This is a genomic window from Halomonas sp. WWR20, assembly GCF_054602495.1.
The window spans coordinates 329069-355692 of the sequence record NZ_JBTRHR010000003.1; the positions used below are offsets into that span (position 1 = coordinate 329069).

Genomic DNA, 26624 nt, shown 5'->3' on the forward strand with positions numbered 1-26624 from the left:
GCCTAAGAAAAACCCAGACGGCTCACCCCCGACAGATCCCAGGCTTTCAAATATGGACAGTACGGGAAACGGCGTCGTCCAGGGCTGGCTAACGAAGCTTTTCAGGGGGGCATGGCTATGCAGCGCATGGAATTTCTTCAACAGCTTTGGCTCGACTATATCCACCAGCACCCCGATATAGGGGACATGCGCTTATGGCCTGTGGAGCAGCTAGCCGAATACCTTGTTCTGCTGACGCTCGACAAGCGGCCTATGGACACGGCCTCGCTCCTGCCAGGCTTGTATCGTTTCGGCTATCACCGGATGGGCAGCTACGCCGTGGCGGACCGCGGCCTGCTGATTACGCTGCTGTCTCCTCGCGACCATGGGCCTTGGCTGGTGCTGGCGGAGTTGCAGTTGGGCGCCCTTACCCGCGAGCCTCGTCAGGCCCTGGAGAGCCTGGTCGAACAGGCCCACCCTCAGGATGCCAGAGGGCAAAACCTGTTGTGCCGGGGCCGCCCTTGGCCGATGCCGGACTGGCCGACCTATCAGATACTGCAGGAGGCGCACCCCCTAGCGGCATGGCTGGCCGCCATGGGTCCCAGGTTGCATCATGCCGGCTTCGATTGTGACTCCCTCGGCAGCAACCTGGTGATGCTTGACCGTGCCATGCAGGAAAGCGGACTTACCGGCAGCGCCGACCGCCAGCAAGGCTTATTCCCGGTCTCGCCCTTGCTCAGTTACCGCTACTATCCGTGCTGTTCGCAGAAGCTGACATTTGCCCAAGGCGACGAGCACCGTATCGTCTCGGGAGGGATCGCCTTGGTACAGAAATGCCTGCCAGGCAAGCAGGAACGTTCAGCCGAGTTCCTACTGCCCCACCATACTCGCTGCGAATTCGCCTGAATGGCCGTCAGGCAACCTTGCGCTGCACTTCGGAATCGTCCAGGGACGGATCCTCGTCGTTGTCTTCATGAATCTCGAAATCGAACTCGAGCTGCTGTAGCTCCTGGCGTGGGTCGAGTTCGAAGTAATGGGTTGTTTCCATCAGCGGCACCGGAGCGAAGGGCTCTTGTTCCACCTCAGGCTCGCGGCGTCCCCGACGGCCGGCCAGACGGATCGTGACGAAGATTGCCAGTAGCAATGCAGCCGCTCCCAGGAAGAACCACAACCCCTCGGGACCGACCAACTGCATGACCAGAGAAGCACTGAACGGGCCGATGATCGAGCCGATGCCGTACCAGATCATCAGCTTGGAGTTGGCCGCGATGATCTCGGCCGGCTCCAACCAGTCATGGGTATGTGCCAGGCTCAATGAATACAGAGTATGCAGCATGGCCGTATGCAGACAGGCAACGAACAACAGCGCCAGGTAACTATAACCGGCCGCCAGAGAAATCAAGCTGCCAGTAACCGCCATGACGACAGCCATGCAAAGGATTACCTTACGCCGATCGATGCGGTCCGACACGCGTCCCAGTGTCCATTGCGCAACCAGCGCGACCATGGTGGTGATCGCCATGAACTGGGCGGTTTGACTAGTGCTCAAGCCGATTTCCTGACCGTAGTAAGGGGTCATGGCAAAGAAGGCCTGAGCCATCAGCCCGGCCGTGAAAGCGCCGACCAACCCCACCGGGGCCCGCCTGAACAGTTCCCGCAATTTGATCTTGTGCGCCACATCGTGGCTCGTCGACGGGCCATGAATACGATAGATCGACAACGGCACCAGCGACAGCGCAAACAAGATTCCTGTTATAGAGAACAAGGCCACAGTGGCCGGATCAGCCAGGTTCAGCATCCACTGTCCACCCGCCAGGGACAGGGTGGAAATGACCATGTACCAGCCCAGCACCTTGCCTCGATTCTCGTTCGTGGATTCCCCCGACACCCAGGACTCCATCACCATCAGCAGACCCGCCGTTGCGGCACCGCCGGCTACGCGCCAGACCAGCCAGGGCCAGGGGTTGATCCATAAGCCGTGCAGCATGGCAGTGGCCGCCAGCACGGCGGCACACGCTGCAAACACGCGGATATGGCCCACCGAGCGGATCCGCTTTTCAATAAAATAGCTGCCGAGCACAAAGCCCAGCGAGAAGCTCGACATCAGGAGCCCCGCCATTTGCGAAGGAAACCCCTCCAGTGACATGCGTACACCGAGCAGGGTCATGATCAGGCCATGACCCAGGAGAAAGAAAATCTCGCAGAGAAACAGGATAGGCAGCGTCGCGGGTAAACTGCGCAAGTCGACCTCCATCGAAGAATTGAAAAGCAAAGACGAAAAGGCCGCGCGGGGTGGGCACGGCCGACGGCTCTGCAAAATGTAGGGAAGCTATTCTAGTCACCGGTGCACCCGGCTTCATCCCCCTCGGACATTTTTTTCAACCGGGTAATGAATTATTCACAATTTCTGTGGATAAGCCTGTGCGTTACCTCGGGGTAGGTGCTTTCATCTTAGCCCCAAGGGCGCTTGGTACATTTTGCTCAGTTTTTCATCATCACGTGGCCAGCAACCCCACGGCGTAGGCGCCCGCATAGCCCACACTGTACGCCACGAAGAGAAAAGGTAGGTAACGCAGATAGCCTATGAACGTCATGGCCCGCACCTTGGCGAGCATGATGATCCCCGCTGCCGAACCGATGACCAACAGCGACCCTCCCACTCCCGTTGCATAGGTCAGCGCCAGCCACTCGGCTCGGTCCATGACGATGCCCGACTTGAGCAGTGCAGCGGTCAGCGGCACGTTATCGATCAGGGCCGACAACAGTCCCATCAGGTAGTTCGCGCCCAAAGCCGGCATCGCCTCGTAGAGCGCTGTCAGTGCCATGAGCACCCCGATCTCCTTAAGCATGCCGACGATCAGCAGTACACCGAGGAAAAACAGCAAAGTGTCATATTCGATGACTCGGATGTAGTCGAGAAGCCTGCGCTCATCCTGGTCAAAACGGCGTTCGGCGAAGTGTCCGATCATGAACATCAGCGACAGCCCGAACAGAAAGGTCAACAGCGGAGGAATGCCGAAGGCGACATTGCCCGCCAATGTCGAGACGATGGTCAGCAGAAAAATGACCGCAATGATCTTGTCGATGCGACGGGCATGCTGACGTTCACGGGGAATGCGTACCTCTCCGCCCAGCCCCGGCATCAACATCACTGCCAGCAGTAGCACACTGACGAACGCGGGCGCGGCCAGCGTAATCAGGTCGGGTATCGCCACCTTGCCGTCAAGGAAGATCATCAGCGTCGTGACATCACCGGTGATTAACGATACTCCCCCCGAATTCACCGCGAACACTGTCAACACCGCAAACTTGACGGTCTTCTGCGGCGGCAGCTGCAGCGACAGCACCAGCGCGATAGAGACCAGTGTGGCGGTAATATTGTCCGCCAGGGACGAGAAGAGAAAGGCAAAGGTGGCCGCCAGCAGAAGCAACTGGCGCTCGCCGATACGCTGGGGCAGGATACGATAGATGAGATTGCTGATCATGCCCTTGGCATTGAGATAGGCCACGAAAGTCATCGCGGCCATCAGAAAAAGCCATAACGTCGCGATTTCCAGAAGATTCTCATCAAGAGAACCCACCACGTCCTCAAGCCCCAATGCAGAATTTCCAAAAACGAACAACAACAGCCAACTCAAGGTACCGATAAACAGCGTCGACTTGGCTTTGTTGAGATGGAGAACGTCTTCCAGCGCGATGAGGACGAACGCCCCCACCGCCAATACCAGCAGTAAGGCCTGCAACCACATGCTAAACACTCCCGTCAGGACCTGCTGGGGCGCTCGGCATAACAGGAAGGATTCCCACAATAGTCGAGTGGACAAGCAGGCGAATCGAAGACTTAAATAATCGACTGGTACGCGGCAACCACTAGCGTATTTATCTTATTCGCTCTGAATCGGGTGGCATTATGCTAGCGTGACGCACCAGATGTCAGGTTTATCGCCTCCAATGCGTAATTCTTGATCTTTTTGGAGCCCGACATCACAAAAAAGGAAGACGCGCATGGAAAATCCGCTCTGGCAGCCCTCACAAGAAGCCATCGACGCCACACAGATGGCGGCGCTAATGCAGCGCATTGCTCGTGAACACGCTCAGCCGATTCCGGACTATGCCGCGCTGCATGCCTGGAGCATCGAACATCCGGAGCAGTTCTGGGCATTGTTGTGGGATGAATTCGAGCTGGTGGCCGAATCACGAGGCAGCCGGGTACTGGACAATCCCCAGGCCATGCCCGGCGCACGCTGGTTCCCTGAGGCACGCTTGAACTTCGCTGCCAACTTGTTGCGCCGCCGCGACCTGCACCCCGCATTGATCGTGCGCGATGAGCGTGAACGTCGGCGCGTCATCAGCTATGCCGAACTCTACGGCCAAGTCGCCAAGTTGGCCCAGGCGCTCCGGGAAAGCGGCGTCACTCCCGGAGATCGGGTGGCCGGTTTCGTGCCTAATAGCGAGCATGCGGTTATTGCGATGCTGGCCACCGCCAGTCTCGGCGCCGTCTGGTCATCCTGCTCACCCGATTTCGGGTTCAACGGCATTCTCGACCGTTTCGGCCAGATTTCCCCCAAAGTATTGATCGCTACGGATGGCTACACCTGGAATGGCAAAGCCATCGATACTCGAGATCGCATCGCCAAGATCAGTCAGGCCATCGAGTCATTGCACCAGGTAGTGGTCTTCCCCTTTCTGGAGGACGCTCCGGACCTTTCATCCATCGCCAAGGCTGTCAGTTGGCATGACTATCTCGACCGACCGGCCAGCGAAATCGATTTTCAAGCGATGCCGTTCGAACATCCGCTTTATATTCTCTACTCGTCGGGCACGACAGGGGTTCCCAAATGCATCGTTCACTCCGCGGGGGGGACCCTGCTGCAGCATCTCAAGGAACATCGGCTGCACACGGATCTCGATGAAGAAGACATCCTTTTCTACTACACCACCTGCGGCTGGATGATGTGGAATTGGATGGTCTCCGGCCTGGCAAGTGGCGCCACCTTATTCCTCTTCGACGGCTCTCCCTTTGCGCCCCGCCCCGAAGTCCTCTGGGACATGGCCGATCAGGATGGTATTACCGTGTTCGGCACCAGCGCCAAGTATATCGCAGCCTGCGAAAAAGAGGGCCTTAAGCCTCGCCAGAGCCACAATCTCAGCACTCTTCGCGCCATCCTTTCCACGGGCTCGGCCTTATCGCATGAATCCTTTGACTACGTCTATCGCGATATCAAACCGGACCTGCTGCTGGCCTCGATTTCGGGAGGCACGGATATCGTTTCCTGCTTTGCCCTAGGCTGCCCCGTGCGCCCCGTCTATCGAGGCGAACTGCAGTGTCGCGGGCTGGGCATGGCAGTCGATGTCTATGATGATGACGGCCATCCTCTGCCCACCGGCAAGGGCGAACTGGTCTGTACCCGCCCCTTTCCCTGCATGCCGGTCGGCTTCTGGAACGACCCCGAAGGTAAGCGGTATCATGAAGCCTACTTTTCACACTTTCCCGGCATATGGGCGCATGGCGATTATGCCGAGCTCACGGCGCATGACGGTGTGATCATTCATGGCCGTTCGGATGCCGTGCTCAATCCTGGTGGCGTCCGCATCGGCACCGCCGAAATCTATCGTCAAGTGGAAAAGATCGAAGGCGTGCAGGAGTCACTATGCATCGGCCAGGAGTGGGAAGGCGACACCCGGGTGATTCTCTTCATCCGCATGCAGGAAGACACCATTCTTGACGACAGCAAGCGCGATGAAATCAAACTTGCCATACGTACCCACACCAGCCCGCGCCATGTCCCTGCCAAGATTATCCAGGTCGCAGATATCCCGCGGACCCTCTCGGGTAAGATCGTCGAGATTGCCGTGCGGCATGTCGTTCATGGTAGAACGGTCAAAAACCTGGACGCCTTGGCCAATCCCGAAGCCTTGAGGCTCTACGAGAACTTGCCCGAACTCGACAGTTGAAGCTTGGCACGCTTACCGGTGCATGAAGCTGGGCAGCTTCGTCCGGTTCCAGTAGCATAGGCGGCAAGTCATTGAAGGAGAATGGCATGTCGACCCTAAAGGGCCTGGTAAGCATGCTGCTGCTGATTATCAATACCGTGGTCTGGGACCTGCCGCTGTATCTGCTGATGGCGATCAAACTCATCACGCCGACTCGCAGGCTACGTTTGCATGTCCTGGCCGGATTGAACCGTATCGCGCTGGCATGGATCGCGACCATAACTGGTGGATTCGGCACTGGATCCGTCCTCAGAACAGCCCCGGTCGTGGCGCTGCTGGGAAAATCGTCTGAGTGGCATCATTGATGTCACCCTGGATTATCGCCGGGAGCTTCCCCATTTTCGGGTCTTTCTTTGCGGTCGGGAAGGCAGCGTGATCATGCATGTACGGCGCCTGGAATTGCCAAGCTGGATGCAGTATGGCGACTATCAACACGACCCGCTTTACAAGGAGCGATTCCATTCATGGCTCAATGCGCTATGGCAGGAAAAGGATCGCGACCTCTCCTCGTCTCACTGATCGTGCTGTTGTCATTGCTCGCGGGGTGCGCCGGTAGTGCGCGCCCGGGCGGCTCTGTCATGGCCGGCAACTGGGTGACCATTCAGCGCGGCGATACACTGGGCGCCATCGCCAAACGCGCCGATGTGCCCCTTGTCCGCCTGCAACGCTTCAATCCTGGCGTCGACGCCCGTCGACTCGCCATCGGCCAGCGTATCCTGGTGCCGAGCCGCCAGGAGCGCGCGCCCAGTGGAGGCCCTTATCGCTATCAAGTCCGCCCGGGTGACACCTATTCCAGCATTGCACGCCGCTTTGGCAGCCAGGTCGCCTACCTGCAGTCTGCCAATCGCGGCATCACCCCGAACTCGCTCAAGGTCGGCCAGCTGATTCAGGTTCCTCTGCGTGGCGCCACTGCCCAGAGCAAAGCACGCGTCGCGAAAAACACCGCTCCCACCAAGCCCGCTGCCGCCCCGGCTCCCAGCCTTGGGCCGCTACCCTCTTCGGCGAAGAACTGGCCATGGCCACTCGACAATTACACCATTACTCGTCGCTTCGGCCCTGATAGCCGCGGAACGCTACAGCCCATGCTGCTTTCTACCGTGCAGCGCGCCACGGCCAAGGCCGTCGCCGACGGGACTGTACGCTTTGCCGATACCATGCGACAACTCGGGCATGTCGTCATCATTCACCACGCGCATAATCTGCAAAGTGTCTATGCGCTCTGCGCGACACTCAAGGTAACGGAAGGCCAGACCCTCCAACAGGGGGATGCCGTCTGCGAAGTGGGACGCGGTGACGGCTCTCAACGCTACGACCTTCTTTTCGATATCAGGCATGGTGGAAAACCCATCGACCCGACTCGCATGCTACGATAAGAGATGATCCGTCACGTATTTTGACATATGGGCAAGCTGGCTGCGGGCTGTTCTCGGCAGCCGGCGTATCATGAGGCCGCAACCGGTACATTGTGCTGTCATGCCAGGGCATTACGATGCAAATACTTAGGCCGCCACGGGAGAGGGATATGCGGATCGCAATCGTCAGCGAAACCTGGGCGCCGGAAATCAATGGTGTCGCCCATACTCTGGGCCACTTCGCGCGATATCTTCTGGAACATGAAGTGACAATACAGCTGATCCGCCCACGTCCTGCAGATGCCAGTCGCGAGCCGGGTATCGAACGGGAGCTGCATGTACGCGCCATTCCTCTGCCCGTATATGCGGGTGTGCATGTTGGCGTGCCTGCGCGTAAACGCCTGCAGAGGCTATGGCACGAGGCACGTCCTGACGCGGTTTATATCGCGACGGAAGGTCCTCTTGGCTGGGCCGCGCTCAGCGCTGCACGGCGCCTGGCGATTCCCACGATCAGCGGCTTTCATACCAATTTCGATCAGTATACGAGCAGCTACAGTCTGGGCTGGCTACGCTATATCGTGCATCGTGGGCTGCGTTATTTTCATAATCGCTCCCAGGCTACGCTAGTGCCTACCCACACTCAGGCAGAACAGTTGACCCGGCGGGGCTATCGCAATGTCAAGGTGCTGGGACGAGGTATCGATTGCACACTGTTTAATCCGAACAAGCGGGACGATGCTCTGCGGAGTACATGGGGAGCCGACGCTCAACCCGTCGCGCTATATGTCGGACGACTGGCGACAGAAAAGAATGTCACTCTGCTGGTAAACGCCATACATGCCATGCAGAAGGTTCAGCCCGCTCTCATTCCCGTGCTGGTCGGCGACGGTCCTCAACGCTCCCGGCTGCAACGTTTACTGCCACAAGCTATCTTTACTGGCTCCCTGACAGGCGAGGCATTGGCCCAGCACTACGCCAGCGCCGATATTTTCCTGTTTCCCTCTCAGTCCGAAACCTATGGCAACGTTGTTCCCGAAGCCATGGCCAGTGGGCTCGCCATCGTGGCCTTCCGGTATGCTGCTGCCGCCGAGTTGATTCATAATGGCCGAAATGGGTGTCTTGCCGAGTTCGGCAACACGTCAGACTTTATCAAGAGCGCGGTCGAGCTATGCCAGCATTCCTCGCGGTATTCCCGCCTGGGTCGCGAGGCGCGTAAAAGTGTAGAGGACCTGGCCTGGTCGCGTGTCGGTGACACCTTTCTTCATCACCTGCTTGCGGTCCAGCAGAGCGACTACGTCAATACCCCACGCGCTTTCCATACCTGAACCCTCTGTATGGTAAAGCGGCTACGCGGTACTTCCGACCTCGCTCTGTAATCAAGCCCCCGCCAACCATAGCCTTTGATGCATAGCCATTAAGAGAAGTGCCATGCAGAGCTATGCTTGGTGCATAGCCATCTTGCAGCAACAGAGTCCTACCTTCGTGATAATCAGCCCCTTTATCTGCAGATAAAGGGGCTGATTATTATTAGATAACGGTATATCCAAAAATCATCCGCGGTAATACTTCGCTGCCACAAACGGCATCTTCTCGATCGTCATCGGCAAACGCTTGCCGCGCACTTCAGCGTAGAGCGTTGTGCCCAGCGCGGAATATTCGACATCGACATAGGCCATCGCCACTGGTTTACCCACGCTCGGTCCGAAGCTTCCAGACGTCACGACTCCGACACGCCGCTCGGAAGCGTCGAAAAGCTCTGCCCCCTCGCGCACAGGAGCCCGCCCTTCGCCAAGCAGACCTACTCTGATGCGCCGATGATCTCGCGCCCTGATCTGATGCATGACCACATCAGCGCCAGGGAAACCCGCTTCACGCTCTCCTCCCTGACGACGGGATTTGCCTACCGCCCAGATCAGATTTGCCTCGATAGGCGTCGTGCTGGCGTCGATATCATGACCGTACAGGCACAGCCCCGCCTCAAGGCGCAGCGAGTCCCGAGCGCCCAGTCCTATAGGCTCGACCTCCGTCTGAGCGGTAAACCAGCGCGCCAGGCGCTCAGCCTCATCTTTCGCCACGGAGATTTCGAAGCCATCTTCTCCCGTATATCCACTGCGGCTGATCCATAGCTCCATACCGTCTGCCTCGAAACGGCCATGATGCATGAAGACCAGTTCACAGGCGGCGGGACACAGCTTGGCCATGACATCCTTGGCTTTAGGGCCTTGTAAAGCGAGCAGAGCACGATCAAGCACATCGACTTCTACGTCATGCCCCAGTCCGGTCCGCAGCAGCGCCACATCCTGCTCCTTGCACGCCGCATTCACCACGATATAAAGGTGATCCCCCCCGTTGACGACCATCAAGTCATCGAGAATACCCCCCTCGTTATTGGTAAACAGCGCATAGCGTTGCATGCCTTGGGGCAACCCGACGATGTCCGCCGAAACCAGTGTCTCCAGCGCCCGGCCAGGCGACTCTCCCCGAACCATCAATTGCCCCATGTGGGACACATCAAAGAGTCCGCAGGCCTGGCGCGTATGTTCGTGCTCCTTCTTCACGCCCAGCGCATATTGCACCGGCATGCTGAAACCGGCGAAAGGCAGCATCTTACCGCCAAGCTCGACATGCAGATCATGCAGAGGCGTCTTATTGAAATCAGACATCGCGTTACTCCCAATCATCATGCGGCGCGGAACAGAACGTCACGTTCTGTTCCGCCCATGTCATTGCGTATCGAAACTTACCGCTGACCGAGATCTTCCCCAGGCAGCACGGTCTTGCCGGCGAAGTGATCCTTGGTCAACTTGAATACGACTGGCGAGAGCAGTGCCAGCGCGATCAGGTTGGGAATGGCCATCATGGCATTGAAGGTATCCGCGACCAGCCAGATAAAACCGAGTTTCGCCATGGCACCCACCGGGATCGCCAGCACGAAAGCGATGCGATAGAGCATGATGGCCCGCGTGCCGAACAGGTATTGGAAACATTTCTCGCCATAGAAGGACCAGCCAAGAATGGTGGTGAAGGCAAAGACCGCCAGTGCAATCGCAACGATAGGCTGGCCGACCCCCGGCAGCGCCGAATCGAAGGATAGCGAGGTCAACGCCGCACCGTTTTCGCCCGCCATCCAGTGCGCCGAAGTCAGAATGACCAACGCCGTAATCGAGCATACGATAATGGTATCGATAAAGGTCCCGAGCATGGCGACCAGGCCCTGACGCACGGGGTTCTTGGTTTGTGCCGCGGCATGCGCGATAGGGGCGCTGCCCAACCCAGCTTCATTGGAAAAAATGCCGCGCGCCACACCGAACCGAATGGCCGCGGCAACCGCAGCCCCCGCGAATCCTCCCGTTGCCGCTATCGGGGTAAACGCATGTTGAAAGATCAGACCGAAGGCATTGCCGAGTTCACTGGCATTGATGATCAGGACGATAATGCCTGTCACGAAATAGGCCACGGCCATGAACGGTACCAACTTGCCAGCCACTTTGGAAATACGCTGGATTCCCCCCAGAATCACGGCGCCGGCCAGGACCATGATCACGATCCCGGTCAGCCACGCAGGAATGCCGAAGGAACTCGTCAAGGCATCGGCGACCGAGTTGGACTGCACGGTGTTGCCGATCCCGAAGGCCGCCACGGCACCGAAAAAGGCAAACACGCCTCCCAGCCAGGCCCACTTCTTGCCGAGACCATTACGGATGTAGTACATCGGGCCGCCAACATGATTGCCGAGCTCATCTTTCTCGCGAAAACGTACCGCCAGCACCGCTTCCGCAAACTTGGTGGCCATGCCGACCAGAGCGGTAATCCACATCCAGAATACGGCCCCGGGTCCGCCGAGAGCGATGGCCGTGGCAACCCCCGCGATATTCCCGGTACCGATGGTCGCGGAGAGCGCCGTCATCAGTGCGTTGAAGGGAGAGATTTCACCATCCTTTTCATCACCCTTGGTCGCTGAACGTCCACTCCATAGCAAGCTAAACCCCAGACCGAGCTTGCGAATCGGCATTAGTTTGAGCCCGACCTGCAGATAAATACCGACCCCAAGCAACAGGATCAGCATCAGGGGCCCCCACACGACGCCATTGATGGCCCCGAACATATTATTAAGCGTCTCCACGTGCATTCCTCCACTTCGCATTATTATTAAGGCAGCTTTGCAGTCGAAAGCTGCAATTGTTAAGCCTCAAGCCATGTTAAGCCCGCCAACCATAGCGGATTACACTACACATGCTCTAGATTCGCGAAAAAATTATGCACCGTTTCACCCAACGCTTACGCGCTGGACGCTGCGCGCCAAGATGGCCACGCTTATGATGCAACTTGTTATCGACGCCCATGACGCAATGAACAATGTGCCATCCGGCATGACATTCATGCATAATGGCGCCTCGTTTCCCCGAATCAGAAAAACTTTTCGTATAGGAAAAACGTGATGAGCCACATCCCCGCGAATCTGCGCTATACCGACAGCCATGAATGGGTGCTGGACAATGGCGACGGGACCGTCACCATCGGTATTACCGATCACGCTCAGGAAGCACTAGGCGACGTTGTTTTCGTTGAGCTGCCCGAGGTTGGGCGTGAACTCGATGCCGGTGAGGAATTCGGGGTCATCGAATCGGTAAAGGCCGCCTCCGACCTTTATGCTCCGCTGGCGGGCGAGATTATCGAAGTCAATGAAGCGCTCGAGGATACTCCGGAAACCGTTAACGACTCGCCCTACGACGACGGCTGGCTCGCCAAGTTGAAGCTGGCCGACACCGACGATCTCGAAACGCTTCTCGATGCCGAGGCCTACGCCAACCTGGTGGAATCCGAGCAGGACTGACAGCCTGACCGCTAGCCGCGCATCGCCATACCCGAGGCGGTTATCCGCCTCGGCAACGGTTTTTCTGCTGTTTACGGGCCGATCGCTCGTCACTTTTGGTGTTTTCATGGCACAAGACAATCGCAGCCTGGCCGAATTGGCCAATCATGATGCTTTCATTCATCGTCATAATGGCCCCCGCGCCCGCGACACGGAACAGATGCTCGCCACGCTTGGCCTGGACAGCCTCGATTCGCTGATCGACAAGACGATTCCCAAAGGAATCCGCCTGGGGCGGGAACTCGACCTGGAAGGCCCGCGCGGAGAAGCGGAAGCGCTCGAATATTTAAAGCGCTTGGCGCGTCAGAATAAAGTCTTCAAGACGTATATCGGCCAAGGATATTTCAACACCCATCTCCCCGCCGTCATCGCGCGCAACGTGCTGGAAAATCCCGGCTGGTATACCGCCTATACTCCTTACCAGCCGGAGATCGCTCAGGGCCGCCTCGAAGGCTTGTTGAATTTTCAGCAAACCGTCATGGACCTGACCGGCATGGCGCTGGCCAATGCCTCTCTTCTTGACGAAGCGACAGCTGCCGCCGAGGCTATGGCCTTATGCCGCCGCGCCAACAAGAAAGCCAAGACCGAGCGCTTCTTCGTGGCGGACGATGTCCTGCCGCAGACGCTTGATGTCATTCGCACTCGAGCCGCCTATTTCGGCTTCGAGCTGGTTATCGACCGAGCCGAACGGCTCGTCGAATACGATGTCTTCGGGGCCCTTTTCCAGTATCCCGGCGAGACGGGGCAGGTCCGCGACCTGGCACCGCTGCTGTCAACGGCACGTGAGCGCGGAGTGATGAGCTGCGTCGCCGCTGATCTGATGAGCCTGGTGCTGCTCAAGGAGCCAGGGGCGCTAGGTGCCGATATCGTCGTGGGCAATTCGCAGCGCTTCGGCGTGCCCATGGGATTTGGCGGTCCCCATGCCGCCTTTTTCGCCGCCAGCGACGACCTCAAACGCTCCCTGCCCGGCCGCATCATCGGAGTCTCCAAGGACACCCGTGGCAATCCAGCCCTGCGCATGGCCATGCAGACGCGCGAACAGCATATCCGCCGTGAAAAGGCCACATCGAATATCTGTACCTCGCAGGCACTGCTGGCCAATATTGCAGGATTCTATGCGGTTTATCATGGTGCGGAGGGACTGAGAATCATTGCTTCGCGCATCCATCGCCTGACCACGATCCTTGCCGAGGGCCTTAAGCACAAGGGCATTCAGCTGGCACACGACACCTGGTTCGATACATTAACCTTGGACGGCGTGGACGCTGGCAAGATTCATGGCCGCGCCATGACACACGAAATCAATCTACGTTATCACGGCGATGGGCGTATCGGCGTCAGCCTCGACGAGACCACGACTCCCGCCGATGTAGCAACCCTGTTCGATGTGCTGATCGGCGAGGAGCACGGCTTGTCGGTCACCACGCTTGACGCAGAAGTCATTGCCTCGGGCGCCAGCGGCATCCCTGCTGCTTGCCGGCGCGACTCCACATTCCTGGAGCACCCGACCTTTCAGCGCTATCGCAGCGAAACCGAAATGCTGCGCTACTTGAAGCGACTCGAAAACAAGGATCTGTCGCTGACTCACGCCATGATCCCGCTGGGCTCATGCACAATGAAGCTCAACGCCACCAGCGAGATGATTCCCATCAGCTGGCCGGAGTTCGCGCAGATCCATCCCTTCGTGCCCGCCGATCAGGTCGTCGGCTACAAGCAGATGATCGATGAGCTGTCGGCCTTTCTGGTCGAGATCACCGGCTACGACAGTATTTCCATGCAGCCCAACTCAGGGGCCCAAGGCGAGTATGCCGGACTGGTGGCCATCCGCCGTTACCAGTCGGCTCAGGGGCAAGGAGAGCGGAATATCTGCCTGATCCCCAGTTCGGCTCATGGCACCAATCCCGCTTCGGCCGCCATGGCGCAGATGAAGGTGGTGGTGGTCGAATGCGACAAGAACGGCAACATCGACCTAGACGATCTCAAGGCCAAGGCGGAGAAACATAGCGCATCACTCTCGGCAATCATGCTGACCTATCCGTCGACACACGGCGTTTTCGAGGAAAACGTGAGTGAAGCCTGCCGGATCGTGCACGAGCATGGCGGACAGGTGTATATCGACGGCGCCAACATGAATGCCCAAGTTGGCCTATGTCGTCCCGGCGACTTTGGCGGCGACGTCTCGCACCTCAACCTGCATAAGACGTTCTGTATCCCTCATGGCGGCGGCGGCCCTGGCATGGGCCCGATTGGCGTCAAGGCTCACCTGGCACCTTTCGTCTCCAACCACGTGGTCACTCCGATTACCGGCGTGCGCGAGGATAGCGGCGCCGTGTCGGCCGCCGCTTTCGGCAGCGCCTCGATCCTGCCGATCTCCTGGGCCTACATCAAGATGATGGGGGCCCGCGGCCTGCGCGAGGCCACCGAGTTGGCCATTCTCAATGCCAACTACATCGCCAAGCGGCTCGAGGATCACTATCCGGTGCTTTATAAAGGAATTAATGGCACCGTGGCGCATGAATGCATTCTGGATGTCCGGCCGATCAAGTCGACTGCCGGCATCAGCGAAGAGGACATCGCCAAACGCCTGATGGATTATGGATTCCACGCACCGACCATGTCCTTTCCAGTAGCCGGCACATTGATGGTAGAGCCAACCGAGTCGGAATCACGCTACGAAATCGACCGTTTCTGCGACGCGATGATCGCCATTCGCGAGGAAATCCGGCATATCGAAAACGGTGCCTGGCCGGAAGACGACAACCCGCTGGTACGGGCGCCGCATACCATGGCGGACCTTATGGATCCGGACTGGTCGCGCGCCTATTCTCGCGAACAGGGGGCCTTCCCCTCCGAGGCGACCAAGGCCGCTAAGTTCTGGCCAGCCGTGAACCGTGTAGACAATGTCTACGGGGATCGCAACCTGATCTGCTCATGCCCTTCAGTCGACGCCTATCGAGAGTGAAAAAGCCGGCTCATGTAAAACACCCCGGAAATTTCCGGGGCGTTTTTATTCCCTCATCAGCGCTCGTTTTCCAGCGCAGGGGCTTCGGCATATCCGTACAGCACATTGCGTCGTTGCTGGCGAAATTCACCCAGCAACTGCTCATAGCGCTTGGGAATTTCCGCTCCACTCTTGGTGACAACCTGCAGTGTCTCGTAAACCGGCTGGTTCAACACCAGCTCCTTTACCTGACGCTGCCAGGGCGACGTTTCCAGTACCAGGCGAGACACTACGGTAAAGCCCAAGCCGCGAGCCACGGCATCCAGCACCAACCCCACCTCATTGGTAAACCCTTGCTGAGGGAAATGGCTCATCGAACGAAACTCGCCGGGAAAGTTACTCCGCAGTACCTGGCTGGCGTTATTGACCCCATCCGAATAATTGACAAAGCCCAACGCCGTCAACTCGCTTATTGAACTACCGGTGAAATCGGCTGGCACTACCAGACATAGCGGCTCTTGATGCCACGGTTCATATTGCAGGTCGGGATGCTTGATGACGTCCGTCACGATACCCAAGTCGAAACGCCCCGCCAGCACGTCCTGCACGATTTCGCTATTGAAGGCGAAGCTGTAGCTCACCGTAAGCCCCGTGTTCATCTGCTGATAACCGAGAATGAACGGGTAGAACATCAATCCGATACTGCCAGGCGAAGCAATACGGCACTCGCCGGAATCGGGAGAATCGTTGTCCAGCGAATGACGAAAATGCTCATGCTCTGCAAAGAGCTTAATCGCATAATCATAGGCACGCCGACCGGCTTCGGTGAGCGTAAAACGACGGCCATGTCGATACAGCAACTCCTTGTCGAGATACTGCTCTAGCTTACGTACATGCTGGCTGACGCCCGGCTGTGTCATGTCCAGCTTGCGTGCCGTGTGCGTAAAGCTGCCGGTCTCGACCAGGGTTATGAACGTACGAAAATATTGGGCATTGAACATGGAGCGTCTTTCACTCGCTTACGGCTCAGCGAAACCGGAACCCGATGACGAGCCATTGCAGGACAAACTTGGCTCCGATAACGTGAAATTAGAAAACTACACCAAAAACCATCATAACAGATTATACATAGAGAAGCAGCGCTGCGCACGTGCAGGCCACGTGATAGCATCGAGCTTTCGAATACGGCTATGGATCAGACCCTTTCGTCCAACGCGCCGACGCTATCTACGAAGCGCTTATCGGCATGGAACGTCATGCTGCGGAAACCGACCTGTTCGCGCTATATGATCCCCAGATTGGGTTGGTGCTGGAGATGGCCGATTACGACCCGGCAGACGTGCAGGCCGATGATTTTGATGCGACCTATTGGCAATGGTTGCAAACGACGTTTGAACAAGACGCTATACCGGAACCGGATTGCATGCACATCCAGAGGCTATGGAACGAAGCCCGCTTAGCCGCCACCGTAACGACAGGACAAGGAGCCCGTTGATGTCCCGAACTCTTTCTACCGTAATTTCCCCAGAAGGCAGCCTGGAAGTCCTGTCCCAGCAAGAGGTCAACCGCCTGCGCGACACCTCTGCCAGCGGGCTGCACGATATTCTGCGGCGCTGTGCTCTGGCGGTACTCAATTGCGGCAGCCCTACCGATGACGGCCGGGCCGTGATGGAGTCCTACCACGACTTCGAAATCGAGGTGATTCAACAGGACCGCGGCATTCGTCTGAAACTGGACAACGCCCCTGCCTGCGCCTTCGTGGACGGCAAGATGATTCGCGGTATTCGCGAACAACTTTCCGCTGTCCTGCGAGACATCGTCTACGCCTACAATGAAATTCAGAACCATCCCCGTTTCGACCTTACCCAAAGCGTCGACATTACCAACGCGGTATTTCATATTCTGCGCAATGCCGGAACGCTGAAGTCCTCACGAGAGCCCAGCCTCGTCGTGTGTTGGGGCGGACATTCCATCTCCCGCGAGGAATACGATTATACCAAGGATGTCGGTTATCACTTGGGGCTCCGCGAGTTGGACATCTGTACCGGTTGCGGCCCCGGCGCCATGAAAGGGCCTATGAAAGGCGCCAACCTGGCACACGCCAAACAGCGCCGTCATGATGGCCGCTATCTTGGCATTTCCGAACCTGGGATCATCGCTGCCGAATCGCCCAACCCCATCGTCAACGAACTGGTCATCATGCCCGACATCGAGAAGCGCCTCGAAGCTTTCGTTCGGGTCGGTCATGGCATCATCGTATTCCCGGGAGGCGTCGGTACCGCCGAGGAAATCCTCTACCTACTCGGCATCCTTCTACATCCCGACAATGCGGACATGCCCTATCCGGTCATTTTCACCGGACCGCGAAGCGCAGAAGATTATTTCCAGCGCATCGATGAGTTTCTTAGCTATACGCTGGGTGAAAGCGCACGGCAACGCTACCGCATCATCATCGATGACCCCACTGGAGTGGCCCGCGCCATGCGCCAAGGCATCGACGAGGTGGCTGCCTTCCGGCGCGAACATCATGATGCGTTCTACTTCAATTGGCGCCTGAATATTCAAAACGAGTTTCAGCACCCCTTCGAGCCCACCCACCAGGCCATGTCGGGGCTTGCACTACACCATGAACAGCCCGTTCACGACCTCGCCGCCAATCTTCGTCGTGCGTTTTCAGGTATCGTTGCGGGCAACGTCAAGGATGCAGGAATTCGCGCCATCGAGGCGCACGGCCCCTTCCGTCTTCACGCCGAGGCGGAATTGATGACACGCCTGGATGACCTGCTCAATTCCTTCGTCGCGCAAGCGCGCATGAAACTGCCAGGCAGTGAATACGTACCCTGCTATACGCTGAGCTGAGTAATATGCCCACCGCAGGCACGTTTTCTTGCCTGTGGTGACATCCGCCCCCCCTTGGGCATTACCCTGAGCATCTCATCTGCCGCTGCGCGCCCTGGCGCTTCTCGTCATCCACGCCTAGTCCCGATGATGCCGGCGCCACCCGCTACCTAGCACATGAATGAACAGACCCAGCGTGGTGCCATGCGACAGTATGATGGGCCAGACATGTGCCTGGGCAGAGAAAAACCCGTACCAGATACCCGCCAGCACCAGGCCAGCCAGCAACCCGCCGGCAAGGTGGGCGAGCCAACTCGGCACGGCGCGGCGCTGCTCCTTGTCGAGTAGGTGCCATTGCAAGGCCAGCACGATAGCCACGACGCCCGCGGCGATCAATATCAGCGTCATGCGGGTCTCATGATGCCCTACCCAGTAGCGCGGCACCGTGGCCAGCATCACTGCCAGCAGGCCCAACAACACACTCAGACGCGAGGCCGAAGAAGCAGAAGTCACACGTAATCCCCCGTTAACCTTTTTGGCTCGCCAGCCCCTGCTCTTCAATCCAGGTTTCGGCCCAGGGCAATGCAGCATCGTCCGCCATGAAGGTTTCCATCGCGTCCACTTCCAGGCGTTCTCCCAAACGCTGGGCACCCAAATCTTCGAGCAGTGCATCCAAGGCTCGGCCAGCACCACAGAAAGTTTCTCCGTAGGAGCTGTCGCCCATAGCAATCATGCCATAGCGCAACGTGGTCAGGCTGGGCGAAAAATCCTTCAATTCGCGCACGAACGGCACGAGATTGCCGGGAAAATCTCCGCTGCCGGTGGTCGAGGTGCAGAACAATGCGAGATCAGGTAGCGTATCAGTAAGATCGGCGAGCATCGGCTGATCGAGAATGCTGACCTCGTAGCCGGCCTTTTCAAACAAGGGCGTGATCTGTTCGGCCACATCCAAAGCCCCACCGTACATGGTTCCAACGACAATCTTTAATGTAGGCATGGTACCGCCTTGCTTGCAGGATTTGGTCGGATACTATCACAGGCTATTCCTGGACCGAACGGGCACTGATACTTGGCGCCTCTCGCTTCGCGACGCAAGAAAATACGGGAAAAGAGCGGTATAATTTCAACTTTGTCGCAGGAGCCGCTATGCCAAGTCATTTCGAGACATGGATAACACCGTTAATGATCGGCGGGCTCATCCTCTTCATGTGTTTCATTATTTGGGATCTGGCACGAAAATCTCAAGCGGGCAAGTTTGGGACTATCATGCTCTTTATCGTACTGGGCGCCGGCATGCTGGGGTTTGTGCTCAAGACCGTCATTGCCGAACTTCTCCAGGCTTACGGTAGCGTCTGAAGCGCCAGGTACGACTCAGCTTAGGTTATATACAGCCTACGCCTGTCCGCACACTCTTCTGGTCTCGCAACTGCGAGGCCAGAAGAGATGGGACTACGCTCCATCGCGAGTCAGTAAGAACGAGATACACCCCACCCTGGCGAACGACGGATTTCGAGGCGCTACTCGGCTTCCAGCTCGCCGTTGAAATCCTCGACACGGCTCTTAAGCTTCTGGCCGGGGCGAAAGGTGACGACGCGGCGAGCCGAAATCGGGATTTCTTCGCCCGTTTTGGGATTGCGCCCAGGGCGCTCGCGCTTGTCACGCAGATCAAAATTACCGAAACCGGAGAGTTTGACCTGCTCATTCTCCCGCAGACATCCACGGATCTCCTCGAAGAATGCTTCCACCATTGTCTTGGCTTCGCGCTTGGACAATCCAAGCTCGGAATGCAGATGTTCGGCCAGTTCAGCCTTGGTCAGCGCACCCATTCTCACTTCCTCGTGCAGAATGACGACATTCAGCTCCGCAGCGTCGCGTCGAAGCGCACCTGCACTTCGTTGACAATCGCTTCGATTAACTGATTGATTTCTTCATCATTAAGCGTGCGCGAAGGATGCTGCCAGGTCAAGCCCATGGCCACGCTCTTATGCCCATCGGACACACCGCTACCTTGGTAGACATCGAACAAGCGCGAGTCGGTCAGCCAATCGCCTGCCTGGCCGTGTATCGCATCGAGTACCGCCTGTACCGGCACATCATCGCGCAGAACAAAAGCCAAGTCACGACGCACCTCGGGGTAACGTGACAGGGGCGTGAAATGCGGAATCTTGCCAGTGGAGACTGCTGTCAAACTGACTTCGAAGACGAATGCCTCGACCTTGACTCCCAGCTCGGCTCTGACAGCGGGGTGCAAGGCACCGATCCAGCCTACCGGGGCATCACCATGCATGACTCGCGCGGTTTGCCCCGGATGCAGCGCGGGATGCTCGGCCGGCTCAAAGCGCCACTGCTCAGGAGCCCCAGACAACGCTAGCAGCGCTTCCAGGTCGCCTTTCAAGTCAAAGAAATCGATCTTGTCACGGCGCGCGGACCACTCTTCAGGATCACGACTCCCGCAGACCAGTCCGCCGATCATCGGCTCCTGCTGCAACTGATCGAGCTCGCCCCGAAAGACCAGGCCGGTCTCGAACAAACGCACTCGTGTCTGCTGACGATTGAGATTGTGCAGCATGGCCTTGACCAAGCCAGGGAAAAGGCTGGCACGCATTACCGACATATCGCTGGAGATGGGATTGGCCAATACCGGCGCCACCACACCAGGCGCCAGCAGCTTCTGTAGATCGGGTGCCACGAAGCTGTAGCTGATCGCCTCCTGATAGCCGCGAGCTACCATCTGCCGGCGCAGACGCGCCAATGGCTGCTGATTTTCGCCATCCGCTCTGAGTGACAGACTAGCCTTTGGGCGACGAACCGGCAGACGGTTGTAGCCGTAAATGCGTGCCAGTTCCTCGATAAGATCTTCTTCGATGGTGATATCGAAACGCCAGCTGGGGACCGCGACCTGCCATACGCCGGGCTCCGGAGTCTCGACCCGCATGCCCAAACGCTGCAGGATGTCGACCACGTCCGTCGCTGGCATGACTAAATTCAGCGCCTGCTCAAGACGCGAGGCCCTCAGACGCACCTGCCTGTCGCGGGGCAAGTGATCGGGGCTGACGACTTCGATAAGCGGGCCAGGGCTTCCCCCCACTATATCGACCAAGAGACGCGTAGCGCGCTCGATGGCATCCAGGGACAGCTCGGGATCCACGCCACGTTCGAAGCGGTGCGAGGCATCGGTATGCAGTCCGTAACGACGGGCTTGTCCGGCAACCGCCAGTGGAGTGAAAAATGCCGACTCCAGAAAAATATCACGGGCCTGTTCGCTGACACCGGAATGCTCTCCCCCCATCACTCCGGCAATGGCCAACGGCCCCTGGCCATCGGCAATGATCAGGGTATCTTCGAGAAGCGACACCTCCTGGCCGTCAAGCAGCGTCAGCGTCTCACCCACGCGCGCAGGGCGAACGACGATTGCCTCCTTGAGGCACGCCAGGTCGAAGGCATGCAAGGGCTGACCGAGCTCCAGCATTACGTAGTTGGTCACATCGACAATCGGGTCGATTGAGCGCAACCCACTACGCCGCAGCCGCTCGGCTATCCATAACGGAGTCTGCATCTGCGGATCGACCCCGCGGATCACGCGCCCCGCATAACGCGGACAACGCTCAGGCGCTTCGACCCGCACCGGAAAGCCACCGTCATGCTCTGCCGGCAACGCCTCAATTACGGGCCCGCCAACCGGTAGGCGATTGAGCACTCCGACCTCACGCGCCAGCCCCTTAAGGCTCAGGCAGTCACCACGATTCGGGGTAAGATCAACATCGATGGCGTTATCATCCAGTGCCATCCAGCGACGGAAATCCTCGCCGTTAGGCGCCTGGGCAGGCAGCACCAGGATACCATCCGACGTACCCTCTTCCAGTCCCAGCTCCGAGGCGGAGCAGATCATGCCGCGCGACTCCACGCCCCGCAGCTTGGCCTTCTTGATCTTGAATCCTTCAGGCAATACCGCGCCAACACGTGCAAAAGGCACTTTTTGCCCGATAGCGACGTTGGGCGCCCCACAAACCACCTGCACCGGCTCACCACTGCCGTCATCCACCTGACAGACATTCAGCTTGTCCGCATCCGGATGAGGCTGTTTGGCAACCACCTCGGCCACGACCACGCCATTGAATGTGGCGGCCACCGGCTCGACCCCGTCCACCTCAAGGCCCGCCATGGTGATCTGATCCGCCAGCGCCTGAGTATCCAGTTCAGGCGAGACCCACTCACGCAGCCACGTTTCGGAAAATTTCATGGTTCTTCCAGTCTCCTCGGCGGGTCACGCAAATTGGCGCAAAAAGCGCAGATCATTTTCAAAGAACAGCCGCAGGTCATTGACCCCGTAACGCAACATGGCTAGACGCTCGGCCCCCATTCCGAACGCGAACCCCTTATAACGCTCGGCATCGATGTCCGAATGGCGGAACACTTCCGGATGCACCATGCCGCAACCCATGACCTCCAGCCAGCCCGAGTGGGAGCACACGCGACATCCACCTCCGCCACACATCACACATTGAATATCGACTTCGGCCGACGGCTCGGTAAAGGGGAAATACGAGGGACGAAAACGTACCGACAACTCGTCACGCTCGAAGAATGCCTTCAAGAAATCCTCGATGGTCCCCTTGAGATCGGCAAAGCTGACGTCCTCGTCAACCAGCAACCCTTCGACCTGGTGAAACATGGGGGTATGAGTCAGGTCCGAGTCGCTGCGATAGACCCGTCCCGGACAGACGATGCGAATCGGCGGCTGCTGGGATTTCATGGTGCGCACCTGCACCGGCGAAGTATGCGTTCGCAAGAGCCGTGTAGCATCGAAATAAAAGGTGTCCGCCATCCCCCTTGCCGGATGATGCGCGGGGATATTCAGCGCTTCGAAGTTATGATGGTCGTCTTCGATTTCAGGGCCCACCGCAACCTCGAAACCGATCCGCGTAAACAGACCCTCGATACGTTCCAGCGTTCGGGTTACCGGATGCAGGCCACCATTGGTTTCGCCTCGTCCCGGCAGGGTAACGTCGACACGTTCAGCGGCAAGCTGGGCATTAAGCGCGGCCTGCTCCAACTGCCGATATCGGCTGTCCAACTCTGCCGCTAGCGTTTGCTTGGCCTGATTGATGCTTTCACCAGCCCTGGGGCGCTCATCGGCGGATAGTTTGCCGAGACTCTTGAGCAAGGCGGTAATCTCGCCCTTCTTACCGAGATAGCGAACCCGAACCTCATCGAGCGCCTTGACTGACTGTGCGCTTTCGATGGCGGCACGAGCCTCGGCGACCAAAGTGGGAAGATGGTCCATCCGTTGAGCTCCGATAATGAATGTCCAGCGCACGCGTGTACGTGCATGACAAAAAAACAGGGGGAGAGCGGCTGCTCTCCCCCTGTGACGTTCATAAGCGAATTACTGCCGACTGCGGCAGTAATAATGCCACTTACTGAGCAGCCTTGGCCTTTTCGACGATGGCAGCAAAAGCGGCTTTCTCATGAACCGCGAGATCGGCCAGAACCTTACGATCGATCTCGATACCAGCCTTCTTCAGGCCGGCAATGAAGCGGCTATAGGACAGACCGTTGATGCGGGATGCCGCGTTGATACGCGCAATCCACAGTGCACGGAACTGACGCTTGCGCTGGCGACGGTCGCGATAGGCGTACTGACCTGCCTTGATGACCGCCTGCTTGGCAACACGAAACACACGAGACCGGGCTCCGTAGTAACCCTTGGCCTGCTTCATGATCTTCTTGTGCCGACGACGTGCGACGACACCACGCTTGACGCGAGACATAGCTAACTCCTGACGTTAAAAATTACCCACCAAAGGTCTTATAGATTCGGCAACATGCGCTGAATCAACGACTTGTCGGCGTCGTGGATCTGCTTCATACCGCGCAGTTGACGCTTACGCTTAGTGGACTTCTTGGTCAGGATGTGGCTACGGAAGGACTGCTTGTGCTTGAAGCCGTTAGCAGTCTTCTTGAAGCGCTTGGCCGCGCCACTGTTGCTCTTGATTTTTGGCATGAGGGAAAACTCCACTCGATATTTTTCAGAAAACCCGAGGCCGATGAGCCACGCTGGGATGACTCACCCGTTGAATTGCCGTCGGATCACTTCTTCTTGGGGGCAAGGATCATGATCATCTGCCGTCCTTCCATTTTCGGGAAGGACTCCACCACCGCCAGCTCCTCCATATCCGCCGCAACGCGTTCCAACAACTTGCGGCCAAGATCCTGGTGAGCCATTTCACGGCCGCGGAAGCGCAGCGTGACTTTTCCCTTGTCCCCACCTTCAAGGAAACGCGTCAGGTTTTTGAGCTTCACCTGATAGTCACCCTCGTCGGTTCCAGGACGGAATTTGACTTCCTTGACCTGTATTTGCTTAGTCTTCTTCTTTTGAGCAGATTTCTGCTTCTTCTGCTCAAAGAGAGACTTGCCGTAATCCATGATCTTGCAGACGATCGGATCACCACTGGAAATCTGGACGAGATCCAACCCCACAGCTTCGGCGCGCTCAAGAGCTTCTTCCATCGGCACTACGCCGACCTGCTCGCCTTCACTGTCGATGAGACGGACTTCATCCGCACGAATACGGTCATTGATCGGGGCACGCTTCTCTTGAGGGCGCCCGCGCTGATTGTTCCGCTTAATCGTTACATCTCCATTTTGGCAATTAACGTTATCGTTATACCCGTTCTTCCAGCAGACGTCCAATCAAAGCGTCTATCGAGAATGTCCCGAGGTCTTCACCGGAGCGGGTACGAACGGCTACCGAGTCTGTTTCGACCTCCTTATCGCCGACGACCAGCAGATAAGGAATCTTCTGCAACGTATGTTCCCGGATTTTAAAGCCGATCTTCTCATTCCTCAAGTCCGTCTTGACTCGAATACCCGCCTGCTGCAAACGTTTCGCGGTAGACACCGCATAGTTCTGCTGAGCATCGGTGATATCCATAACGACGGCCTGTACCGGCGACAGCCAAAGCGGTAGTGCGCCGGCATAGTGCTCGATCAGAATTCCGATAAAGCGCTCGAAGGAACCCACGATGGCACGGTGCAGCATGACCGGTGCGCGACGGCTGCCATCCTCGCTGACGTATTGCGCGCCCAGCCGCCCCGGCATCATGAAGTCGACCTGCATGGTACCGACCTGCCATTCGCGCCCCAGGCAGTCTTTCATATGGTATTCGATCTTGGGACCGTAGAAGGCCCCTTCGCCGGGAAGCTCTTCCCATTGCACGTCGCAGCTTGAGAGAGCAGCTCGCAAGGCCCCTTCGGCACGATCCCAGTCCGCATCGTCGCCGATACGCTTATCGGGGCGCAATGCGATCTTGACGTCGATATCATGGAAACCAAAATCGCTATACACCTTGAGCGCCTGACGGTGAAAGGCCGTCACTTCAGGCTCGATCTGCTCTTCGGTGCAGAACACATGTCCGTCGTCCTGCGTAAAGGCCCGGACGCGCATGATGCCATGCAGAGCGCCGGAAGGTTCGTTGCGGTGGCAGCCGCCGAACTCGCCATAACGGATGGGAAGCTCACGATAGCTGCGTAACCCGGAGTTGAACACCTGGACATGGCCAGGACAATTCATCGGTTTCAGCGCGTACTCGCGTTTCTCCGACTCGGTGAAGAACATGTTCTCCGCATAGTTGTCCCAGTGGCCCGATTTTTTCCACAGCGACACGTCCATGATCTGAGGACAGCGAACTTCCTGATAGCCGCTCTCCTTGTAGACGTTGCGCATGTACTGCTCGACAACCTGCCAGATCGTCCATCCTCGTGGATGCCAGAACACCATGCCGGGAGCCTCTTCCTGCATATGGAAGAAGTCCAGCTTGCGGGCGATCTTGCGGTGATCGCGCTTTTCCGCTTCTTCCAGACGATGCAGATAAGCCTTGAGCTCTTTCTTATCGCCCCAGGCCGTGCCGTAGACACGGGTCAACATGGGCTTTGTGGCGTCTCCCCGCCAGTAGGCACCGGCCAGCTTCAGTAGCTTGAAGGCCTTGAGATGGCGCGTATTGGGCACGTGCGGACCACGGCACATGTCCGTGTATTCCTTGTGATAGTAGAGGCGAATGGTTTCGCCTTCCGGAATCGCGCTGATGATTTCCTGCTTATAGGGTTCGTCTCGTTCCTGAAATGTCGCCATGGCCGTATCACGATCGACATATTCGCGAATCACGTCATATTCCGAATCGATAAGCGTCTTCATACGCTTCTCGATAGCCTCAAGATCATCAGGCGTGATAGAACGACCAAAATCTATATCGTAATAGAAACCATCTTCGATAACCGGCCCGATAGCCATCTTGGCATCGGGATAGAGCTGCTTGACGGCATGCCCCACCAAGTGGGCACAGGAATGGCGGATGATGGCACGTCCTTCCTCGTCTCGTGCGGTGAGGATCGCCACGTTGGCATCATGGTCAACAACATCGGCGGCATCGACGAGTTCGCCATCAATCTTGCCAGCCAAACAGGCCTTGGCCAGGCCCGGTCCGATAGATTCGGCGAGCTGCATGACGGTGATGGGATGATCAAACGTTCTTTGACTGCCGTCAGGCAGAGTCACGATGGGCATTATGCATCCTTTCGGTTCAGTGGTGGCCCCTACCAAGGACCACATGAAGAGGATTGAAATCGACTCACAGCTGCCGCCCCCCTC

The 26624-nt window shown here is 57.7% G+C and carries 25 protein-coding genes; 11 read left to right on the top strand and 14 right to left on the bottom strand.

Annotated elements, in window-relative coordinates; translation table 11 throughout:
* Positions 1–117 precede the first annotated feature (117 nt).
* On the top strand, positions 118–885 hold the full coding sequence (locus ACW4DH_RS07985; protein ID WP_459635841.1) for a VOC family protein: 768 nt from the start codon (positions 118–120) through the stop codon (positions 883–885).
* Between the two features lie 7 nt (positions 886–892).
* Here the strand turns inward: ACW4DH_RS07985 and ACW4DH_RS07990 are convergent, their stop codons facing one another.
* Positions 893–2221, bottom strand: coding sequence for an MFS transporter (locus ACW4DH_RS07990; protein WP_459635842.1), 1329 nt, complete (start codon positions 2219–2221; stop codon positions 893–895).
* A gap of 253 nt (positions 2222–2474) precedes the next feature.
* Positions 2475–3728 (bottom strand): sodium:proton antiporter NhaD, encoded by a 1254-nt coding sequence (nhaD, locus tag ACW4DH_RS07995; RefSeq protein WP_459635843.1) that lies wholly within the window; start codon positions 3726–3728, stop codon positions 2475–2477.
* A 256-nt stretch (positions 3729–3984) separates the two neighbouring features.
* Here nhaD and ACW4DH_RS08000 point away from each other — a divergent pair, with 256 nt between their 5' ends.
* From ACW4DH_RS08000 to ACW4DH_RS08020, 5 genes are all read left to right on the top strand, one after another.
* A complete protein-coding gene (locus tag ACW4DH_RS08000; protein ID WP_459635844.1) occupies positions 3985–5934 on the top strand; it encodes an acetoacetate--CoA ligase in 1950 nt (649 codons plus the stop codon).
* 86 nt (positions 5935–6020) lie between these two features.
* Positions 6021–6278 (top strand): hypothetical protein, encoded by a 258-nt coding sequence (locus tag ACW4DH_RS08005; RefSeq protein ID WP_459635845.1) that lies wholly within the window; start codon positions 6021–6023, stop codon positions 6276–6278.
* Between the two features lie 67 nt (positions 6279–6345).
* A complete protein-coding gene (locus tag ACW4DH_RS08010; RefSeq protein ID WP_459635846.1) occupies positions 6346–6492 on the top strand; it encodes a hypothetical protein in 147 nt (48 codons plus the stop codon).
* A gap of 59 nt (positions 6493–6551) precedes the next feature.
* A complete protein-coding gene (locus ACW4DH_RS08015; RefSeq protein ID WP_459635847.1) occupies positions 6552–7346 on the top strand; it encodes a murein hydrolase activator EnvC family protein in 795 nt (264 codons plus the stop codon).
* Between the two features lie 149 nt (positions 7347–7495).
* Positions 7496–8650: a glycosyltransferase family 4 protein gene (locus ACW4DH_RS08020; protein ID WP_459635848.1), complete on the top strand. Its 1155-nt coding sequence runs from the start codon at positions 7496–7498 to the stop codon at positions 8648–8650.
* Between the two features lie 225 nt (positions 8651–8875).
* On the opposite strand, the gene gcvT is transcribed toward ACW4DH_RS08020, so the two are convergent.
* Both gcvT and ACW4DH_RS08030 read right to left on the bottom strand, forming a co-directional pair.
* Entirely contained in the window at positions 8876–9988 is a 1113-nt protein-coding gene (gcvT, locus tag ACW4DH_RS08025; RefSeq protein ID WP_459635849.1) for a glycine cleavage system aminomethyltransferase GcvT, read from the bottom strand.
* 77 nt (positions 9989–10065) lie between these two features.
* Complete coding sequence (locus ACW4DH_RS08030) at positions 10066–11448, bottom strand: alanine/glycine:cation symporter family protein (RefSeq protein WP_459635850.1); 1383 nt, start codon at positions 11446–11448, stop codon at positions 10066–10068.
* A gap of 315 nt (positions 11449–11763) precedes the next feature.
* Here ACW4DH_RS08030 and gcvH point away from each other — a divergent pair, with 315 nt between their 5' ends.
* Complete coding sequence (gcvH, locus tag ACW4DH_RS08035; protein WP_459635851.1) at positions 11764–12159, top strand: glycine cleavage system protein GcvH; 396 nt, start codon at positions 11764–11766, stop codon at positions 12157–12159.
* A 106-nt stretch (positions 12160–12265) separates the two neighbouring features.
* Positions 12266–15160, top strand: coding sequence for an aminomethyl-transferring glycine dehydrogenase (gene gcvP / locus ACW4DH_RS08040; RefSeq protein WP_459635852.1), 2895 nt, complete (start codon positions 12266–12268; stop codon positions 15158–15160).
* Positions 15161–15216: 56 nt separating this feature from the next.
* Here gcvP and ACW4DH_RS08045 read toward each other — a convergent pair whose 3' ends face one another.
* Positions 15217–16140 carry a LysR family transcriptional regulator gene (locus tag ACW4DH_RS08045; protein ID WP_459635853.1) on the bottom strand — a complete coding sequence of 308 codons (924 nt, stop codon included), beginning with the start codon at positions 16138–16140 and terminating at the stop codon, positions 15217–15219.
* Positions 16141–16385: 245 nt separating this feature from the next.
* Between ACW4DH_RS08045 and ACW4DH_RS08050 the strand changes: the two genes are divergently transcribed.
* Together ACW4DH_RS08050 and ppnN are read left to right on the top strand one after the other, a co-directional pair.
* Positions 16386–16634, top strand: coding sequence for a hypothetical protein (locus ACW4DH_RS08050; protein WP_459635854.1), 249 nt, complete (start codon positions 16386–16388; stop codon positions 16632–16634).
* Entirely contained in the window at positions 16634–17998 is a 1365-nt protein-coding gene (gene ppnN / locus ACW4DH_RS08055) for a nucleotide 5'-monophosphate nucleosidase PpnN (RefSeq protein WP_459635855.1), read from the top strand. The genes ACW4DH_RS08050 and ppnN overlap by 1 nt, the downstream gene beginning before the upstream one ends.
* 117 nt (positions 17999–18115) lie before the next feature.
* Here the strand turns inward: ppnN and ACW4DH_RS08060 are convergent, their stop codons facing one another.
* Complete coding sequence (locus ACW4DH_RS08060) at positions 18116–18490, bottom strand: hypothetical protein (RefSeq protein ID WP_459635856.1); 375 nt, start codon at positions 18488–18490, stop codon at positions 18116–18118.
* A 13-nt stretch (positions 18491–18503) separates the two neighbouring features.
* Positions 18504–18974, bottom strand: a complete 471-nt coding sequence (locus ACW4DH_RS08065) for a flavodoxin domain-containing protein (protein WP_459635857.1) — start codon at positions 18972–18974, stop codon at positions 18504–18506.
* Positions 18975–19123: 149 nt separating this feature from the next.
* Between ACW4DH_RS08065 and ACW4DH_RS08070 the strand changes: the two genes are divergently transcribed.
* Positions 19124–19333, top strand: a complete 210-nt coding sequence (locus ACW4DH_RS08070) for a DUF2788 domain-containing protein (protein ID WP_459635858.1) — start codon at positions 19124–19126, stop codon at positions 19331–19333.
* 161 nt (positions 19334–19494) lie between these two features.
* Here the strand turns inward: ACW4DH_RS08070 and ihfA are convergent, their stop codons facing one another.
* The 7 genes from ihfA to thrS form a co-directional block, all read right to left on the bottom strand.
* Positions 19495–19803, bottom strand: a complete 309-nt coding sequence (ihfA, locus tag ACW4DH_RS08075) for an integration host factor subunit alpha (RefSeq protein ID WP_459635859.1) — start codon at positions 19801–19803, stop codon at positions 19495–19497.
* A 29-nt stretch (positions 19804–19832) separates the two neighbouring features.
* Positions 19833–22217: a phenylalanine--tRNA ligase subunit beta gene (gene pheT / locus ACW4DH_RS08080; RefSeq protein ID WP_459635860.1), complete on the bottom strand. Its 2385-nt coding sequence runs from the start codon at positions 22215–22217 to the stop codon at positions 19833–19835.
* Between the two features lie 24 nt (positions 22218–22241).
* Positions 22242–23261, bottom strand: a complete 1020-nt coding sequence (pheS, locus tag ACW4DH_RS08085; RefSeq protein ID WP_459635861.1) for a phenylalanine--tRNA ligase subunit alpha — start codon at positions 23259–23261, stop codon at positions 22242–22244.
* A 133-nt stretch (positions 23262–23394) separates the two neighbouring features.
* Positions 23395–23748, bottom strand: a complete 354-nt coding sequence (rplT, locus tag ACW4DH_RS08090) for a 50S ribosomal protein L20 (RefSeq protein ID WP_459635862.1) — start codon at positions 23746–23748, stop codon at positions 23395–23397.
* Positions 23749–23786: 38 nt separating this feature from the next.
* On the bottom strand, positions 23787–23981 hold the full coding sequence (gene rpmI / locus ACW4DH_RS08095) for a 50S ribosomal protein L35 (protein WP_459635863.1): 195 nt from the start codon (positions 23979–23981) through the stop codon (positions 23787–23789).
* 86 nt (positions 23982–24067) lie between these two features.
* Entirely contained in the window at positions 24068–24670 is a 603-nt protein-coding gene (infC, locus tag ACW4DH_RS08100; RefSeq protein ID WP_459635864.1) for a translation initiation factor IF-3, read from the bottom strand.
* Complete coding sequence (gene thrS / locus ACW4DH_RS08105) at positions 24642–26540, bottom strand: threonine--tRNA ligase (protein WP_459635865.1); 1899 nt, start codon at positions 26538–26540, stop codon at positions 24642–24644. The genes infC and thrS overlap by 29 nt, the downstream gene beginning before the upstream one ends.
* Positions 26541–26624: the final 84 nt, after the last annotated feature.